At 36.7% G+C, this 15,276-nt stretch carries 11 protein-coding genes and 1 tRNA gene; 8 read left to right on the plus strand and 4 right to left on the minus strand.

The annotated features are described in order from the left end of the window. Positions 1-181: 181 nt before the first annotated feature. Together Q2U82_RS05470 and Q2U82_RS05475 are read right to left on the minus strand one after the other, a co-directional pair. Positions 182-370 carry a hypothetical protein gene (locus tag Q2U82_RS05470; protein ID WP_410006691.1) on the minus strand — a complete coding sequence of 63 codons (189 nt, stop codon included), beginning with the start codon at positions 368-370 and terminating at the stop codon, positions 182-184. A 680-nt stretch (positions 371-1,050) separates the two neighbouring features. Beyond that, positions 1,051-1,659 carry a superoxide dismutase gene (locus tag Q2U82_RS05475; RefSeq protein ID WP_410006692.1) on the minus strand — a complete coding sequence of 203 codons (609 nt, stop codon included), beginning with the start codon at positions 1,657-1,659 and terminating at the stop codon, positions 1,051-1,053. Positions 1,660-1,799: 140 nt separating this feature from the next. On the opposite strand from Q2U82_RS05475, the gene Q2U82_RS05480 reads away from it, so the two are divergent. From Q2U82_RS05480 to Q2U82_RS05505, 6 genes are all read left to right on the plus strand, one after another. Further along, positions 1,800-4,958 (plus strand): UvrD-helicase domain-containing protein, encoded by a 3,159-nt coding sequence (locus tag Q2U82_RS05480; protein WP_410006693.1) that lies wholly within the window; start codon positions 1,800-1,802, stop codon positions 4,956-4,958. Between the two features lie 27 nt (positions 4,959-4,985). Then, positions 4,986-6,185, plus strand: coding sequence for a glycine C-acetyltransferase (gene kbl, locus Q2U82_RS05485; RefSeq protein WP_410006694.1), 1,200 nt, complete (start codon positions 4,986-4,988; stop codon positions 6,183-6,185). A 122-nt stretch (positions 6,186-6,307) separates the two neighbouring features. Further along, complete coding sequence (locus tag Q2U82_RS05490; RefSeq protein WP_410006695.1) at positions 6,308-7,702, plus strand: OmpA family protein; 1,395 nt, start codon at positions 6,308-6,310, stop codon at positions 7,700-7,702. Between the two features lie 76 nt (positions 7,703-7,778). Then, complete coding sequence (locus Q2U82_RS05495) at positions 7,779-10,505, plus strand: PD-(D/E)XK nuclease family protein (RefSeq protein WP_410006696.1); 2,727 nt, start codon at positions 7,779-7,781, stop codon at positions 10,503-10,505. Then, positions 10,505-11,344: an alpha/beta hydrolase family protein gene (locus tag Q2U82_RS05500; protein ID WP_410006697.1), complete on the plus strand. Its 840-nt coding sequence runs from the start codon at positions 10,505-10,507 to the stop codon at positions 11,342-11,344. The genes Q2U82_RS05495 and Q2U82_RS05500 overlap by 1 nt, the downstream gene beginning before the upstream one ends. Positions 11,345-11,424: 80 nt before the next feature. Next, positions 11,425-11,498, plus strand: a tRNA-Ala gene (locus Q2U82_RS05505). Positions 11,499-11,532: 34 nt separating this feature from the next. Here Q2U82_RS05505 and Q2U82_RS05510 read toward each other — a convergent pair. Continuing rightward, entirely contained in the window at positions 11,533-12,327 is a 795-nt protein-coding gene (locus Q2U82_RS05510) for a universal stress protein (RefSeq protein ID WP_410006698.1), read from the minus strand. A gap of 149 nt (positions 12,328-12,476) precedes the next feature. Here Q2U82_RS05510 and Q2U82_RS05515 point away from each other — a divergent pair, with 149 nt between their 5' ends. Further along, on the plus strand, positions 12,477-13,811 hold the full coding sequence (locus tag Q2U82_RS05515) for an MATE family efflux transporter (protein ID WP_410006699.1): 1,335 nt from the start codon (positions 12,477-12,479) through the stop codon (positions 13,809-13,811). A gap of 161 nt (positions 13,812-13,972) precedes the next feature. Here the strand turns inward: Q2U82_RS05515 and Q2U82_RS05520 are convergent, their stop codons facing one another. Beyond that, on the minus strand, positions 13,973-14,608 hold the full coding sequence (locus Q2U82_RS05520; protein WP_410006700.1) for a 2OG-Fe(II) oxygenase: 636 nt from the start codon (positions 14,606-14,608) through the stop codon (positions 13,973-13,975). 212 nt (positions 14,609-14,820) lie between these two features. Here Q2U82_RS05520 and Q2U82_RS05525 point away from each other — a divergent pair, with 212 nt between their 5' ends. After that, positions 14,821-15,270 carry a 6-pyruvoyl trahydropterin synthase family protein gene (locus Q2U82_RS05525; RefSeq protein ID WP_410006701.1) on the plus strand — a complete coding sequence of 150 codons (450 nt, stop codon included), beginning with the start codon at positions 14,821-14,823 and terminating at the stop codon, positions 15,268-15,270. Positions 15,271-15,276 lie beyond the last annotated feature (6 nt).

Here is a 15,276-nt window from a genome sequence, read left to right on the forward strand (position 1 = left end):
TAATCGAAATTGTTGATTAACACTATATTAGTGTATAAACTTAAATTATATTTGAGCTTACCATAAGGCGTAAGTAGGTTAGGTCTATGGTAAGATTTGGGGCAAAAAAGGTAGGCGAAAGCCTGCCTTTTTTCATGCCCCAAATTTGGGGTGGCGAGCCTTGGGAACATCTATAATCTATTTAGAATTTTATTGCGAGCCGTTTTGTTTTTCCCATTGCGAAAGCCTGCCTTTTTTCATGCCCCAAATTTGGGGTGGCGAGCCTTCCGAGAATTTTATTGCTTGATCCTGTAATAACCTGTTTGCTGTTTTTCAATTTTCTTGAGAAAAGTCTGTCTTTTTTATTATTCAAATTTGGGTTCAGTTTCATTCCAAATTTTTCTTTTGGGATTTTTTTTAAAATAATACTATCTCTATCTTAAAAGATTAAACTAACAATCAATGTCTAGTCTAAAGTGTTAAAATTAAAGTTTCATCATTGATTTATTGAATGAAAAATTACAAAATCGGCTTTTTAACGAAAAAACAGGTAATTCATCTAAAACCATAATTTTGAATGTTTTATTGCCATATATTTGAACATACCATTAGCATAAGTAGGTTAAGTTCATGGTAGATTTGGGGCAAAAAAAGGTAAACGCTAGTTTACCTTTTTTTATGCCCAAATCTGAACGGGGTGGCGAGCCATTCAGTATTCTTCTTTTTCCGTTCTGAATTTTATTGCGAGCCGTTTTCCTTTTCTCCGAACACTAGTTTACCTTTTTTTATGCCCAAATCCGAATGGGGTGGCGAGCAGTTCAACATTCTGATTCTTTCATTCTGAATTTATTGCGAGCCGTTTTCCTTTTCTCCGAACGCTAGTTTACCTTTATTTATGCCCAAATCTGAATGGCGTGGAAAGCCTTCGAGATTATAAATTTTCTTTTCTGAATTTTATTGCGAGTAGTTTTTCCTTTCGTTTTTCTCTCTCCCACTTGATTTTTTTGCATAAAAAATCCGCAGGCATAGTTATACCTGCGGATTCATAATTTCAGTTATCTGATTTAAACCTTATTTGTTCTTTGCGTAATTAGCAGAAACTTCTTCCCAGTTAATTACATTCCAAAATGCACCAACATAATCGGGGCGTTTGTTTTGATATTTCAAATAATATGCATGCTCCCAAACATCCAATCCTAAAATTGGAGTTCCACCGCAACCAACTTTTGGCATCAATGGATTATCTTGGTTTGGCGTGGCACAAACTTCAACTTTTCCACCTTTGTGTACGCAAAGCCAAGCCCAACCAGAGCCAAACTGCGTTTTAGCAGCGGTGGAAAATTTTTCTTTAAAATCCTCAAAACTTCCAAAGGCACTATTAATAGCCTCTGCAAGTTCGCCCGAAGGTTTTCCGCCGCCATTTGGAGACATTACTTTCCAAAAAAGGCTGTGGTTATAAAATCCGCCACCATTATTGCGGACGGCTTTATTTTCCATATCAAGATTGGTCAGAATATTTTCAATGGTTTTACCTTCCATGTCGGTGCCTTTAATGGCATCATTCAGATTGTTGGTATAACCTTGGTGGTGCTTGTCGTGGTGTATTTCCATCGTTTTTGCATCGATGTTCGGTTCCAATGCGTCAAAAGCATAGGGTAATTTTGGTAATTCGAATGACATAATTATATCGTTTTTTATTGGTTATTACTAAATTCACTCAAATTTAGACATTCTAACCTCTTTAAAGTGTTATAGATTTTATAAGATTTCTATTCAATCATAGATTATTTTGATTCCAAAGCCATAAAAGCAGTATTTTAGTGCAAAAAGAATACTTCTTGGAAAATCAATCCTCTTTTTCAATTTATGATGCCGCTGCCGGAAGTGGAAAAACTTTTACGCTCGTAAAAGAATATTTGAAACAGATACTTTCTTCAAAAAGCGAAGATTACTTTAAACATCTTTTGGCAATTACCTTTACCAATAAAGCAGTGGCTGAAATGAAACAGCGTATTGTGGAAACTTTGGTAAACTTCAGTGAAGAAAAAAGCGTTGTGGAACCACTGCCGATGATGCTGAAAATTTCAGAAGAAACGGGAAAAAGTTTGGTTGAAATTCAGGCCCAATCAAAAAAAATCTTAAAAAACCTACTTCATAATTACGCAGCTTTCAGTGTAGAAACCATAGATAGGTTCAACCATCGTTTAATACGGACTTTTGCACGCGATTTAAAATTGGCGACCAATTTTGAAATTACGTTGGAAACCAACGAACTTTTGGCAGAAGCTGTAGATTTATTATTGAGCAAGGCAGGCGAGAACAAGGAAATTACAAAAGTACTGCTCGATTTTGCTTTGGAAAAAACAGACGACGACAAATCGTGGGATATTTCCCGTGACATTGCCAATGCCGCAAAATTGCTTTACGATGAAAACGAATCAGGGCACGTTTCAATTTTGAAGCAAAAATCTTTGGAAGATTTTCTGGAATTCAAAAAACAATTGATTCTTAAAAAGAAAAAACTTTCTGAAGCAATTGAAACTATTGCTTCGGAAACACTTCAGCTTATTGATGAAAGTGGTTTACAGTTTGACGATTTTAGCGGTAGTTATCTTCCGAAACATTTTCAAAATCTTTCCATTGGAAGATATGATTTGAATTTTGGCGCAAAATGGCAGGAAACCATGGGCGAAAAGCCTTTGTATCCAGGAAGGGTTTCCGCAGCCATTGGTGGAATTATTGATGAATTGACCCCTAATTTTATTGCGAATTTCCAACAAACTAAAGCATTTGTCTTTCAATTGCTTTTAGTTGAAAATATGCTGAAAAACATCACCCCACTTTCAGTAATAAATCTAGTAAACCACGAAATTGAAACCATAAAGGAAGAAAAGAACATTCTGCCCATTTCTGAATTCAATTCGCTTATAAACAAGGAAATTAAAAACCAGCCTGCACCTTTTATTTACGAGCGTTTGGGCGAAAAATACCGCCACTTTTTTATTGATGAATTTCAGGATACATCAAAATTGCAGTGGGAAAACTTAATTCCGCTTATTGATAATGCACTTTCGCAACAATTGGAGCCAACCTCTGGCAGCCTTTTGTTGGTGGGCGATGCCAAACAATCCATCTATCGTTGGCGTGGCGGTCTGCCCGAACAGTTTATGGATTTGTACGGAAATTACAATCCATTCCAACGCGAAAAGGAGGTATTTCCTTTAGATACCAACTTTCGAAGTTGTGCAGAAATTGTAAAATTCAACAATGAATTTTTCACAAAGATTTCATCTTATTTTGCAAACGTAGATCACGGAAAACTATATGAGGACGGGAACAAACAAAAGTTGAATGCAAAGGAAGGCGGCTATGTGAAATTTGAATTCATTGAAAAGCAGAACAAAGCCGAAAAAGAGGAAACCTATTCAAATTTGGTTTTAGAGACTATTCGCGATGTAAAAAACAAGGGTTTTTCAGAAAGTGATATTTGTATTTTAACCCGAAAAAAGGCGGATGGAATTGCTCTTGGCGCCTTTTTGATGGAACAGGGTGTTCCTGTAATTTCTTCGGAAACCTTACTTTTGCAATCTTCAAATTTGGTTCAAATTCTCGTATTTTCTTTGCAAGTTTGTCTGTACCCAAACAACGACGAAGCCAAAATACAATTGTTGGATTTGTTGTACGATCAGCTTAATATTTCTGAAGAAAAACATACTTTTTTCACCAAATTTTTAAATATTTCAGAAGAAAGGTTTTCAGAAAATTTAAGGGAATACGGCGTTGATTTTTCCTTTGCGGAAATGCGCACGGTTTCGCTTTATGAAGCTTTTGAATATTGTATTGAAAAATTCAAAATCGCTGAAGTTGCGGACGCATATCTTTTCGGTTTTATGGATTTGGTTTATGAATTTGAACAGCAGCCACAGGCCGATAAAATTTCGTTTTTGGACCATTGGGAAACAAAAAGGGAAAGCGCGTCCATTCCCGCCAGCGAAGGCACCAATGCCGTGCAGTTGATGACCATTCACAAAGCAAAAGGACTGGAATTTCCGGTAGTTATTTTTCCGTTTGCAGATATGCAATTGTACGACGGAAAATATGACAAGCTTTGGTATCCGCTAGAAAACGAGGATTTCAGTTTTAAGGAAGCACAAATAAATTACAAATCTGAAGTTGCAAATTATGGCGAAATTGGTGAACAAATGTACAACGAGCATCGAAGCCAGTTGGAATTGGACACCATTAACTTGTTGTATGTTACATTAACCCGCGCAGTTGAAAAACTGTTTGTTTTTGCAGAAATGCCCACCGAACCAAAAGATGGAATTCCCTCAACATACAACCATCTTTTTATAGAGTTTTTGAAGCAAAAAAATATGTGGAACGGCGATCAAATGGTTTATGAGTTTGGAAAAAATTCAGAAAAAATTTCAAAGGAAAAACACGTCGTTTCGCAAATGGAGCCGAAATATCTTTCCAGCAATCCCAAAACACACGGTTTGAAAATAGTTGCTTCCGAAGAAATGTTTCTGGAGACGGAAACCGTTGCGGCCATTACCGCTGGAAATCTGCTTCACGACACTATGGCCAAGATTTATTCGGAAGCCGATGCAGAACGTGTTTTGATGGAATTGGAAGAGCGGGCGATTGTTCCGAAAGAGGAATTTGATATTTTGACGAATACCATTCATCAAATCGTGCAACATCCCGATTTAAAAAAGTTGTTTGATGGAACTGATAAAGTTTATAATGAACGAAGCATAATCACGAAGGACGGTTTGGTTTTGAGGCCTGATAGAATAAATATTAATTCTGAAAACGTCTCAACCATAATTGATTATAAAACGGGTAGCCCCAAAATTTACCACAACGACCAATTAATTGATTATGTAAATGCGTTGCAGGATATGGGTTTTATAGTTTCGGAAAAAATGCTTATCTATAGCAATGAGGATGAAATAGTGATAAATAAAGTTTAATTTTGAAGTTTAAAATAAAGCACAATTATGTACGGCAAAATAAAGGAACACTTACAGAAGGAACTAGAAGAAATTAAAGACAATGGGCTTTATAAAAAAGAGCGGATCATTACTTCTCCCCAGGATGCGGAAATCACTATATCTACTGGAGAAAAGGTTTTAAACTTTTGTGCGAATAACTATTTGGGATTGTCGGCTAACAAAGAGGTAATCCAAGCCGCGAAAGATGCGATGGATACCCACGGTTTTGGGATGTCGTCCGTTCGTTTTATCTGCGGAACGCAGGATATCCACAAAGAATTGGAAAAGAAAATTGCCGATTTCTATGGAACTGAAGATACAATACTTTACGCTGCCTGCTTTGATGCCAACGGCGGAGTTTTTGAACCCCTTTTGGGCGAAGAAGACGCGATTATTTCAGATTCATTGAACCACGCTTCCATCATAGACGGAGTTCGTTTGTGTAAAGCGGCACGCTATCGCTATGAAAATAGCAATATGGAAGATTTGGAAAAGCAACTTATCACCGCTAATGAAAAAGGCGCGCGATTCAAAATCATTGTAACTGATGGTGTATTTTCAATGGACGGATTGGTAGCGCCTCTCGATAAAATATGCGACTTAGCAGATAAATATGATGCACTGGTAATGATAGATGAATGTCACGCCACGGGTTTTATTGGTGATACGGGTCGTGGTACTTTGGAAGAAAAGGGAGTAATGGGTCGTGTAGATATTATAACAGGCACCCTGGGAAAAGCACTTGGCGGCGCCATGGGAGGCTATACTACTGGTAATAAAGAGGTGATCGAAATGCTTCGCCAACGCTCGCGGCCTTATTTATTTTCAAACTCTTTGGCACCTGCAATTGTTGGTGCATCTATTAAGGTATTCGAAATGCTTTCTGGAGACACCTCATTAAGAGATAAGCTTGCAGAAAATACAGCATATTTCAAAAAAGGGATGAAAGAAGCAGGTTTTGATATCATTGATGGTGATTCTGCAATTGTGCCTGTAATGTTGTACGATGCCAAACTTTCCCAACAAATGGCTGATATGTTATTGGAAGAAGGAATATATGTAATTGGATTCTTCTTTCCCGTAGTGCCAAAAGGAAAAGCCAGAATACGTGTGCAGCTTTCAGCAGCACATAATAAGGAGCATTTGGACAAAGCGATAAAAGCCTTTATTAAGATTGGAAAAAAATTAGGTGTTATTGACAAGTAAATCCTTTATTTACGTATCAATAGCAACCACTTTAGGAAAATTTTATTAGATTTGCTTTTGTTTATAATATTTAACAACTTACTTTTGCTCTTAATTAACACTTAAAAATTAAACAATCGAATATGAAACATCTTAACAGATTATTAGTTGTTGCTATCCTATTCATAGGAATTGGGGTGGCGAACGCGCAAGACGAAAACAATCCTTGGGCTGTTGAGGTTGGTATGAACGCTGTTGACGTTTATCCAGCTGGACTTAACGACAGTCAATTACTATACCAACAGAATGGTATGAGAGGAGAAATCTTTGACGAGTATTTTAATGCAAATGACCACTGGAATATTCTGCCTTCAGTTTCCAAAGTTGCTATTAGCAGATATATTGGAAGTGGTTTTGTATTTACTGCAGCAGGAACGATCAACAAAATCGACAAAATGGGCGATGTTCCTGTAGATGACTTAAGCTACTACGGTGCTGATGGTGAAATTAAGTATAGCTTCAAAAAAGTTTTAGGAAGTAGCTGGTTTGACCCATCTCTTGGTATTGGTGGTGGTTATACTTGGATAGATGATATCGGGTTTGGTACTGGAAACGCAATTGCTGGAGTTAAATTTTGGTTTAACGACTATTTAGCGCTTAACCTTCAATCAACTTACAAGCATGCATTTGAAGATGATTATGGTGTTACACATTTCCAACATTCTGCTGGTATTGTATTCCAATTTGGTGGAAAAGATACTGACGGTGACGGAATCTACGATAAAGATGACGAATGTCCAGAAACTCCAGGTTTAGCTGAATTCAACGGTTGTCCTGATACTGACGGTGATGGCATCGAAGATAGAAACGACGCTTGTCCAAACACTCCAGGTCTTGCTGAATTCAACGGTTGTCCTGATACTGACGGTGATGGTATTGCTGATCCTCAAGACGAATGTCCTACTGTTGCTGGTTTAGCTGCACTTAATGGATGTCCAGATGCTGACGGTGATGGTATCGCTGATAAAGATGATGCTTGTCCAAACGAGGCTGGTCCAAAAGCTAACAATGGTTGCCCTTACCCAGACAGAGATGGTGATGGCGTTCTTGATAAAGATGATCAGTGTCCAGATGTTGCTGGTACTGTAGCTAACAATGGTTGTCCAGAATTAACTGTTGAAGTAATAAAAGCGTTGAGCGATTATGCTAAAACAATTTTGTTCGACACAGGTAAAACAACTCTTAAGCCTGCTTCATTGAAAGTATTGGATAACGTAACAGACATTCTTAAAGAATATCCTAACTCTAGATTCCACATTGATGGTCATACTGACAGTGTAGGTAGTGAGGCTAATAACCAAAAACTATCAGAAGGTAGAGCTGCAGCAGTAGTAAACTACTTAATAGAGCGTGGTATTCCTTCAAACCGTCTTGTTGCTAGAGGTTTTGGTGAATCTAAGCCAATAGCTCCTAATACTACTAAAGAAGGACGTACTACTAACCGTAGAACTGAAATCAACTTAATTCCTAGAAACTAAAAAAGACAGGATTAAATTCAGTAAATAATTTTGAAAAAGCCTTCCTATTTGGGAGGCTTTTTCTATTTTTAAGCATATGATAAGCTTTCTTGAAGAAGTTGTTGCAGCTATTAAGCATACAAACGGAGATATCTCAGATTTCACATTAATTCTCCCAAGTAAAAGAGCGGGAGGGTTCTTAAAGAACATCCTAAAAAATACTGCAACACAAACTTCCTTTTCTCCCCTAATTCTCAGTATTGAAGAATTTATTGAAAATTTATCCAATCTTAAAATTATAGATAATACCGAATTGCTTTTTAAAAGCTATCAAGCTTACCTATCTACTGAAGTAATCAAGGAAAAAGAAAGTTTTGAAACCTATTCATCTTGGGCAATAACATTGCTTAATGATTTTAATGAAATTGACCGCTATTTGGTAGAACCAAAACCTTTTTTTAACTATTTGTCCAGCATCAAAACATTAGAACGATGGGGTGTTAATCAAGAACAAACGGAACTTATAAATAATTACTTACAGTTTTGGGCAGGGCTGCCAGATTTTTATGAAAATCTCCAGTCACTTCTCTTAAAGGAAAATTTAGGCTATCAAGGAATGGTTTACCGAGAGGCAGCTTTAAACCTTGAACATTATATAAATAGCAACAGAAGCAAAAAGCACATTTTTATAGGTTTTAATGCACTTAATACCGCAGAGCAAAACATTATACAGGAATTGCTTGAAACTGAAAATACTGACATTTATTGGGATACAGATCAAACTCTTTATAATGACACGAAACACAGTGCATCTTATTTCATTAGAAAATATATAAAGGAATGGAAATATTTTCAAAATGAAACACCCAAATTTATTTCCGATAATTTTGAGAATAAAAAACATTTCCAATTTGTAGAGATTCAAAAGAATATTGGTCAGGCTAAATATGTTGGCAAACTACTTTCAAGTCTTTCCGAAGATGAAATTAATAAAACGGCAATAGTGCTTGGTGATGAAAACCTGTTAGTTCCTTTACTGTATTCACTGCCAGAGAATGTGAAGAATTTGAATGTTACTATGGGCGTTTCATTAAAGAATTTTCCTGCGGTTATTTTCTTTGAATTGCTTTTCGCTATTCATCTTCGGACGACCGAAACCATATATTACAAAGAGATTCTATCAATTTTAAATCATCCTTTAGGAACCCTTTTGGTTCCAAATGCAATTGATATTACAAAAAATTTAACTCGTGAAAATATAACCCATATTACCGTATCAAGTCTTATTGAACTTTCAAACACCTCTGAAAATGAAATTTTGCAACTTCTTTTTGAAGATTGGAAAGACGACAGCCAAACAGCAATTGGAAGAGCTTTAAAGTGTATAGAGGAACTTCAAACAAAAAATACACTTAACACCATTGAATATATTGTTTTACTTCAAATAGCGAAAGTCTTCAGAAAAATTGATGCTTTGAACCAAAAATATCCACACCTCAAATCAATAAAAAGTGTACTGACCTTATTTTCAGAATTAACCTCAACCACATCGCTAGATTTTGAGGGTGACGCATATAAAGGCCTCCAAATTATGGGAGTTTTGGAAACGCGAGTACTGGATTTTGAAAACGTAATTATCACCTCTGTAAATGAAGGGATATTTCCCTCTGGAAAGTCGAATGCTTCGTTTATAACTTATGATTTAAAACAGCAATTTAATCTGCCGCTTTACACTGAAAAAGATGCAATTTATACCTACCACTTCTATAGATTATTGCACCGCGCAAAAAGCATAACCTTGCTTTATAACAATCATTCCGAAGGTATAAATACAGGTGAAAAAAGTCGTTTTATAAGGCAATTAGAAATTGAAAAACATCCAAATCACACTGTTGAAAAACGCATCCTTTCGCCAAAAGTCCAAATAAAACCTTGTGTTTTAAAGCAAGTAAATAAATCTGAAGCGGTTGTACAACGACTTCGTGAAATTGCCGAAAAAGGCTTTTCGCCTTCGGCATTGACAAGTTACATCCGCAATCCTTTGGATTTCTATTTTCAGAAAATTTTGAGATTGAACGATTTTGAGGAAGTAGAGGAAACCGTTGCGGCAAATACCCTTGGAACCATTGTTCACGATACTTTAGAGACTTTTTACAAGCCGTTGGAAGGTTCATTCCTTTCAATTGAAAAGCTTTCGGAAATGAAAGATAGAATTCACGAACAGGTGACTTCTGAATTCAAAAAAACCTTTAAAGGAGGAACATTTAACAAAGGAAAAAACCTAATCGTTTTTGAAGTTGCAAAGCGCTATATTTCAAACTTCATCGACCGCGAAATTGTTGAAATTGAAGCTGGAAATACTATAAAAATTAGTAAGATTGAAACAGATCTTACGTTAGAAATTCCAATTCCTGAGCTTGATTTTCCAGTAAAAATCCACGGAAAAGTGGATAGGGTTGATGAGTATAACGGTCAGTTTAGGATTATTGATTACAAAACCGGATTGGTAAATCAGGGCGATGTTGAAATAATTGAATGGGAAGCTTTGACCCAAGATTATAAATACAGCAAAGCATTCCAAATATTGGCCTATGCACTGATGATGAATAAAGAAATACCGATAAATAATGCCGAAGCAGGAATTATTTCGTTCAAAAATCTGAGCAGTGGATTTTTAAAATTTGGAACAAAAACTTCAGCATACAGTAAAAGGGAGCAGCAAATTACATCAGAAACATTGGAAAATTTCACGGCAGAACTTAAAAAACTAATTTTGGAAATTTGCGATCCCAGCATTCCTTTCATTGAAAAAGAAATAGCATAATGATTTTTAAAAAAAACAGGATTATCCATTCAAAAGACAAAAAACCAATTCTTTACGATGTTTATTATAATGAGACGGAAAAACCACAGCCAATCGTAATTTTCTGTCATGGATATAAAGGTTATAAGGATTGGGGCGCGTGGCATTTGGTAGCGGAAGCTTTAGGGGAAGAAGGTTTCTGTTTTGTGAAATTCAATTTTTCACATAACGGCGGTACGATGGAAAATCCTATAGATTTTCCAGATTTGGAGGCTTTTGCAGAAAACAATTTCAGTTTGGAGCTAGATGATTTAGATAGGGTCTTAAAGGAAATTGAAAAAGGAAATGATAATTTTCCAAAGAAAATTTCAACCATTTCCTTGATTGGCCACAGTCGAGGTGGCGGAATTGTTTTAATTAAAGCTGAAGAAGATACACGAATAAGCAAAGTTGTTACTTGGGCCAGCGTTAGCGATTTTAAAGCCAGATTTCAAGAGGATACAGATGAATTTAAGACGTGGAAAGAAACAGGTGTCACACACGTGGAAAACAGCAGAACAAAACAAATGCTGCCACACAATTTCCAATTTTATAAAGATTTCAAAGAAAATGAAAACCGCTTTTCAATACATCGCGCAGTGAAAAATTTAAAAATTCCACAACTTATTGTCCACGGAATTGATGATCCAACGGTTTCTCTGAAGGAAGCAAAGGCAATTCATTCTTGGAATCCTGAAAGTAAATTGGAAATTATAAATGGAGCAGACCATGTTTTTAACGCTAAACATCCTTGGGATAAAGCTACTTTGCCCAATCAATTAAAAACTGTTGTAGAAAGAACAATTGAGTTTTTAAAATGAAGCTTATATTGAAAAATTTACTATTTTTGGCATCCTAATCAGCAAATGTTCCTGCGCTCTGCGAGCTCTGGAACATAAAGGGGGGATTAGCTCAGCTGGCTAGAGCGCTTGCCTGGCAGGCAAGAGGTCACCGGTTCGACTCCGGTATTCTCCACAAAAAAACCACCGTTTTTCGGTGGTTTTTTGTTTTATTCCTGAACTGGCAAAACCAATAAAGGTTTGCTGGTGTGAAACTCTCTTTTATGAATCTCGTTCTTTTCCCAAAGCTTTTTGAAGAAGCCTCTTTTTCTTCTAATCACGCAAAGCATGTCTGGATTAAAATGCTGGAAATATTCAATAACCGCTTGAAAAGTGGTAGCGGCTTCAACCTGTGCGTAGGAAGTTTGCAAGGATTTTAAATTTTCAGTCACTTCCTTCATTTCTTCTGTGGTTTCTGGGGTTTCAACGTGAAGTATATGAACTTCGGTGCCAAAACTTTTCTTAAACTGTCGCACAGCTTCCAATAAATAATCGTGTTCAAAAGTTCCGTTTTTGAAGGCCATCAACATGGTTTTCGGGGGTTGAAATTTTGCTCCTTCGGGAACCACAAGAATAGGAATATTTGTCTGTTTTAATAATTTGCCCGAAGTTTTTCCGAGGTAAACTTCTTCTTTAATAGAATTGCTTCGTGGGGCAAGTACCATTAAATCTATCGGCACTTGTTTGCTTATACGGCCAATGCCTTCCAATACTTCACCTTTTATTGGGTGCGCAATTACTTGTACACCTTTCATATCTACTAGCGAAAGCACTTCGTCCAAACGATTTTCAGATTCTTCCTTTAAAATGGTATTGACTTTTGAAAGGCCACCCACCTTTGAAAGTTCCTGAAAAACTGAAACTACATATACATTTGCATTTACTTCTTTAGCTAAATCAATGGCATACTGCAGGTTGCTTGCCGAATTTTCTGAAGACCCAATGGGAACCAAAATATTTTTCATAGTGCGAAACTTCTTCTTTAATTGAATGCAAAATTAACTTTTAAAATCATTCAATCCACATCTCTTTAACATTTCAAATAAATTTTAAACATTTAAAGAGAAACCAAACCATTGAATTTTGGCTTTTCCGTAGTTTTGTTTTTTCTAAAATGCTGCAAACCGACATCTCATTCAAACGAATCCAGCAACTCGCCATTCCTGCTATAATTTCTGGAATTGCGGAGCCAGTTCTATCTGCTACCGATGCGGCAGTCGTTGGAAATATTAAAGAATTTGGAATTGAATCACTAGCCGCGGTTGGGATTGTTGGTTCGTTTCTTTCTGCTTTAATATGGATTTTAGGCCAAACCCGAAGTGCTATTTCAGCAATTGTTTCACAAAATTTGGGAGCTGGCAAGCTGAAGGATTTGAATAATTTTCCCGCGCAGGCCATTTATTTCAACATTGCATTAAGCATTATCGTGCTTTTCTCCACATACTTTTTTGTAGAAGAAATCTTTAGATTGCTCAATGCCGAAGGGATTATTCTTTCCTTTAGTATTGATTATTACAACATTCGCGTTTGGGGCTTTCCGCTTACCCTCTTCACTTTTGCGGTTTTTGGACTGTTTCGCGGACTTCAAAATACGTTTTGGCCTATGATTATTGCAGCTATTGGCGCTGCATTAAACATTGGGCTCGACTTTGCTTTGGTTTATGGAATTGACGGCTATATTTTACCGATGGGAATAAAGGGCGCCGCTTGGGCAAGTCTTTTTTCACAGGCGGTAATGGCGATTATGGCTTTGATTTTTCTTTTGAAAAAAACCGAAATTTCCTTAAAATTGAAATTCCCCTTGCATCCCGAAATAAAACGATTGGTAAACATGAGTTTCAATCTCTTTTTGCGTTCGGTTGCTTTAAACACGGCTTTAATTCTTGCAACCCGCGAAGCTGCTGATTTGGGAAAAGAATATATTGCCGCACACACCATTGCATTTAATATTTGGATTTTCACCGCTTTTTTTATTGACGGCTACGGCGCTGCCGGAAATATTCTTGGCGGAAAACTCTTGGGTGAACGCAATTATAGCTCGCTTTGGAAACTCACCAAAAAAGTAAATCTTTATAATTTAGGCGTCGCCGCAATGCTGGTTTTAATTGGACTGCTGCTTTACGAACCGCTCGGTCTCCTTTTCAATAAAGATGAAAAGGTGCTTTCCATTTTTTATGGAATGTTTTTTATGGTTCTCATTTGTTTGCCGTTTAATGCTTTGGCTTTCACTTTAGATTCCATTTTTAAAGGTTTAGGTGAAATGGGCTATCTGCGAAATGTACTTTTGGGTGCCACTGTTTTTGGGTTCATCCCCGTGCTATATTTTTCAAAATATATGCACTGGGGCTTGATTGGAATTTGGGCAGCTCTTATTGTTTGGGTTGCTTATCGGGCGGTTGCGTTGCTTATTAAATTTCGAAGAAAATACATTCCGCTAATCGGAAATTAAATATATTTACTCAATACTCAATACTCAATACTCAATACTCAATACTCAACTATGGATTGGTTAGAATTTCTCGGAGGCCCCGGCCTTTTTTTAATATTGGCAATTTTGGTTATTGCCGTTGTGGTATATCAAAAAATCAAGAAAAAGTAGCATATTTTACGTTAACGCGTTTTTAGCCAACCGGTAATACTCATACGTTCCGAAGCCTTTACTACTTTCACTTCGTGTTCCAAAACTTGGCTTTCAAAAATAACCACGCGACCCGGAAGTGGTAAAATATCCAGATCTTCTTTTTCGGTATAAATGGTAAGCTCACCGCCATTTTCGCGCAGCCAATTATCTTCGTTTAAATAACAAACAATGGACAATTTTCGTCGATCATCGTTTTGAAAAGTGTCTAAATGCCGCTTGTAAAAAGTTCCAGTTGGATATACTGCATAGTGAAATTCTTTTTGAAGAATTCCTAAAAAGCAGGTTTTGTTTAGGTAATCCACCAACTCATTTATTTTTCTGAAGAAAACATTTTCGGCTTCATTGGAATTCTTTTCGTCCATCCAAAGAATAAAATCACCGCGAATGGCTTTGTCAATTTCTTCATTGGTACGATTGCCGATAGCCGATTTTTTAAAACGGTCTGCTTCGTATTTTGCAAGCAATGAATTGCGCAGCACATCAACTTCTTCCGAAGAAAAAAAATCGTTTACAATACTGTATTGTTGCTGAAGCAAGTCGTCAATAATAGTTTCAAACAACGGATTTTCAACAAATTCAAGTTGTTCAAAAAGTTCTTCGGTCATTCTGGATTTTTTAAAAAGTGGGCAAATATAGTGCAGAAATCGATTGGTTTTTTTTCATCAGTTAAAAAGATAAGCTTCTTTAGGAAGAAACCACGTGTACTTTTAAACAAAACCACGTACGGTTTTAGAGAAAACAACGTCTGCTTTTTTCAAAAGTCATATTTTAAAACGTGGGCGTATAAAATTGTATCTTTGTTGCCCAACTTTATACAATGGAGCAGATACGCATTACCAAGATTTTTTCTTTTGAAACCGGCCACGCGCTTTACGGCTACGACGGCAAATGCAGAAATGTACACGGACACAGTTATAAGCTTTCGGTAACCGTTATCGGCATGCCTATTGAAGATACCGACAACGTGAAATTTGGGATGGTAATCGATTTTGGCGACCTAAAAAAAATTGTAAAAGAAGAAATTGTGGATGTTTTTGACCACGCCACGGTTTTCAACAAGAACACGCCACATGTTGAATTGGCAAAGGAATTGAGCGATCGTGGGCACAGCGTGCTATTGGTAGATTACCAGCCCACCAGCGAAATGATGGTGATTGATTTTTCTGAAAAAATAAAAAAACGTCTTCCTAAAAATATAATGCTTCACTCCTTACGGCTACAGGAAACCGATAGCAGCTATGCAGAGTGGTTTGCTGGAGATAATTAAACCGAA

The organism is Aequorivita nionensis (assembly GCF_046352995.1).
Lineage (GTDB): Bacteria > Bacteroidota > Bacteroidia > Flavobacteriales > Flavobacteriaceae > Aequorivita > Aequorivita nionensis.

Bases quoted from the DNA above. Each gene is read 5' to 3' on its own strand.
- Q2U82_RS05470 (WP_410006691.1), bottom strand. From the start codon at position 370: ATGAAACTGAACCCAAATTTGAATAATAAAAAAGACAGACTTTTCTCA.
- Q2U82_RS05475 (WP_410006692.1), bottom strand. From the start codon at position 1,659: ATGTCATTCGAATTACCAAAATTACCCTATGCTTTTGACGCATTGGAA.
- kbl (WP_410006694.1), top strand. From the start codon at position 4,986: ATGTACGGCAAAATAAAGGAACACTTACAGAAGGAACTAGAAGAAATT.
- Q2U82_RS05490 (WP_410006695.1), top strand. From the start codon at position 6,308: ATGAAACATCTTAACAGATTATTAGTTGTTGCTATCCTATTCATAGGA.
- Q2U82_RS05495 (WP_410006696.1), top strand. From the start codon at position 7,779: ATGATAAGCTTTCTTGAAGAAGTTGTTGCAGCTATTAAGCATACAAAC.
- Q2U82_RS05500 (WP_410006697.1), top strand. From the start codon at position 10,505: ATGATTTTTAAAAAAAACAGGATTATCCATTCAAAAGACAAAAAACCA.
- Q2U82_RS05510 (WP_410006698.1), bottom strand. From the start codon at position 12,327: ATGAAAAATATTTTGGTTCCCATTGGGTCTTCAGAAAATTCGGCAAGC.
- Q2U82_RS05515 (WP_410006699.1), top strand. From the start codon at position 12,477: ATGCTGCAAACCGACATCTCATTCAAACGAATCCAGCAACTCGCCATT.
- Q2U82_RS05520 (WP_410006700.1), bottom strand. From the start codon at position 14,608: ATGACCGAAGAACTTTTTGAACAACTTGAATTTGTTGAAAATCCGTTG.
- Q2U82_RS05525 (WP_410006701.1), top strand. From the start codon at position 14,821: ATGGAGCAGATACGCATTACCAAGATTTTTTCTTTTGAAACCGGCCAC.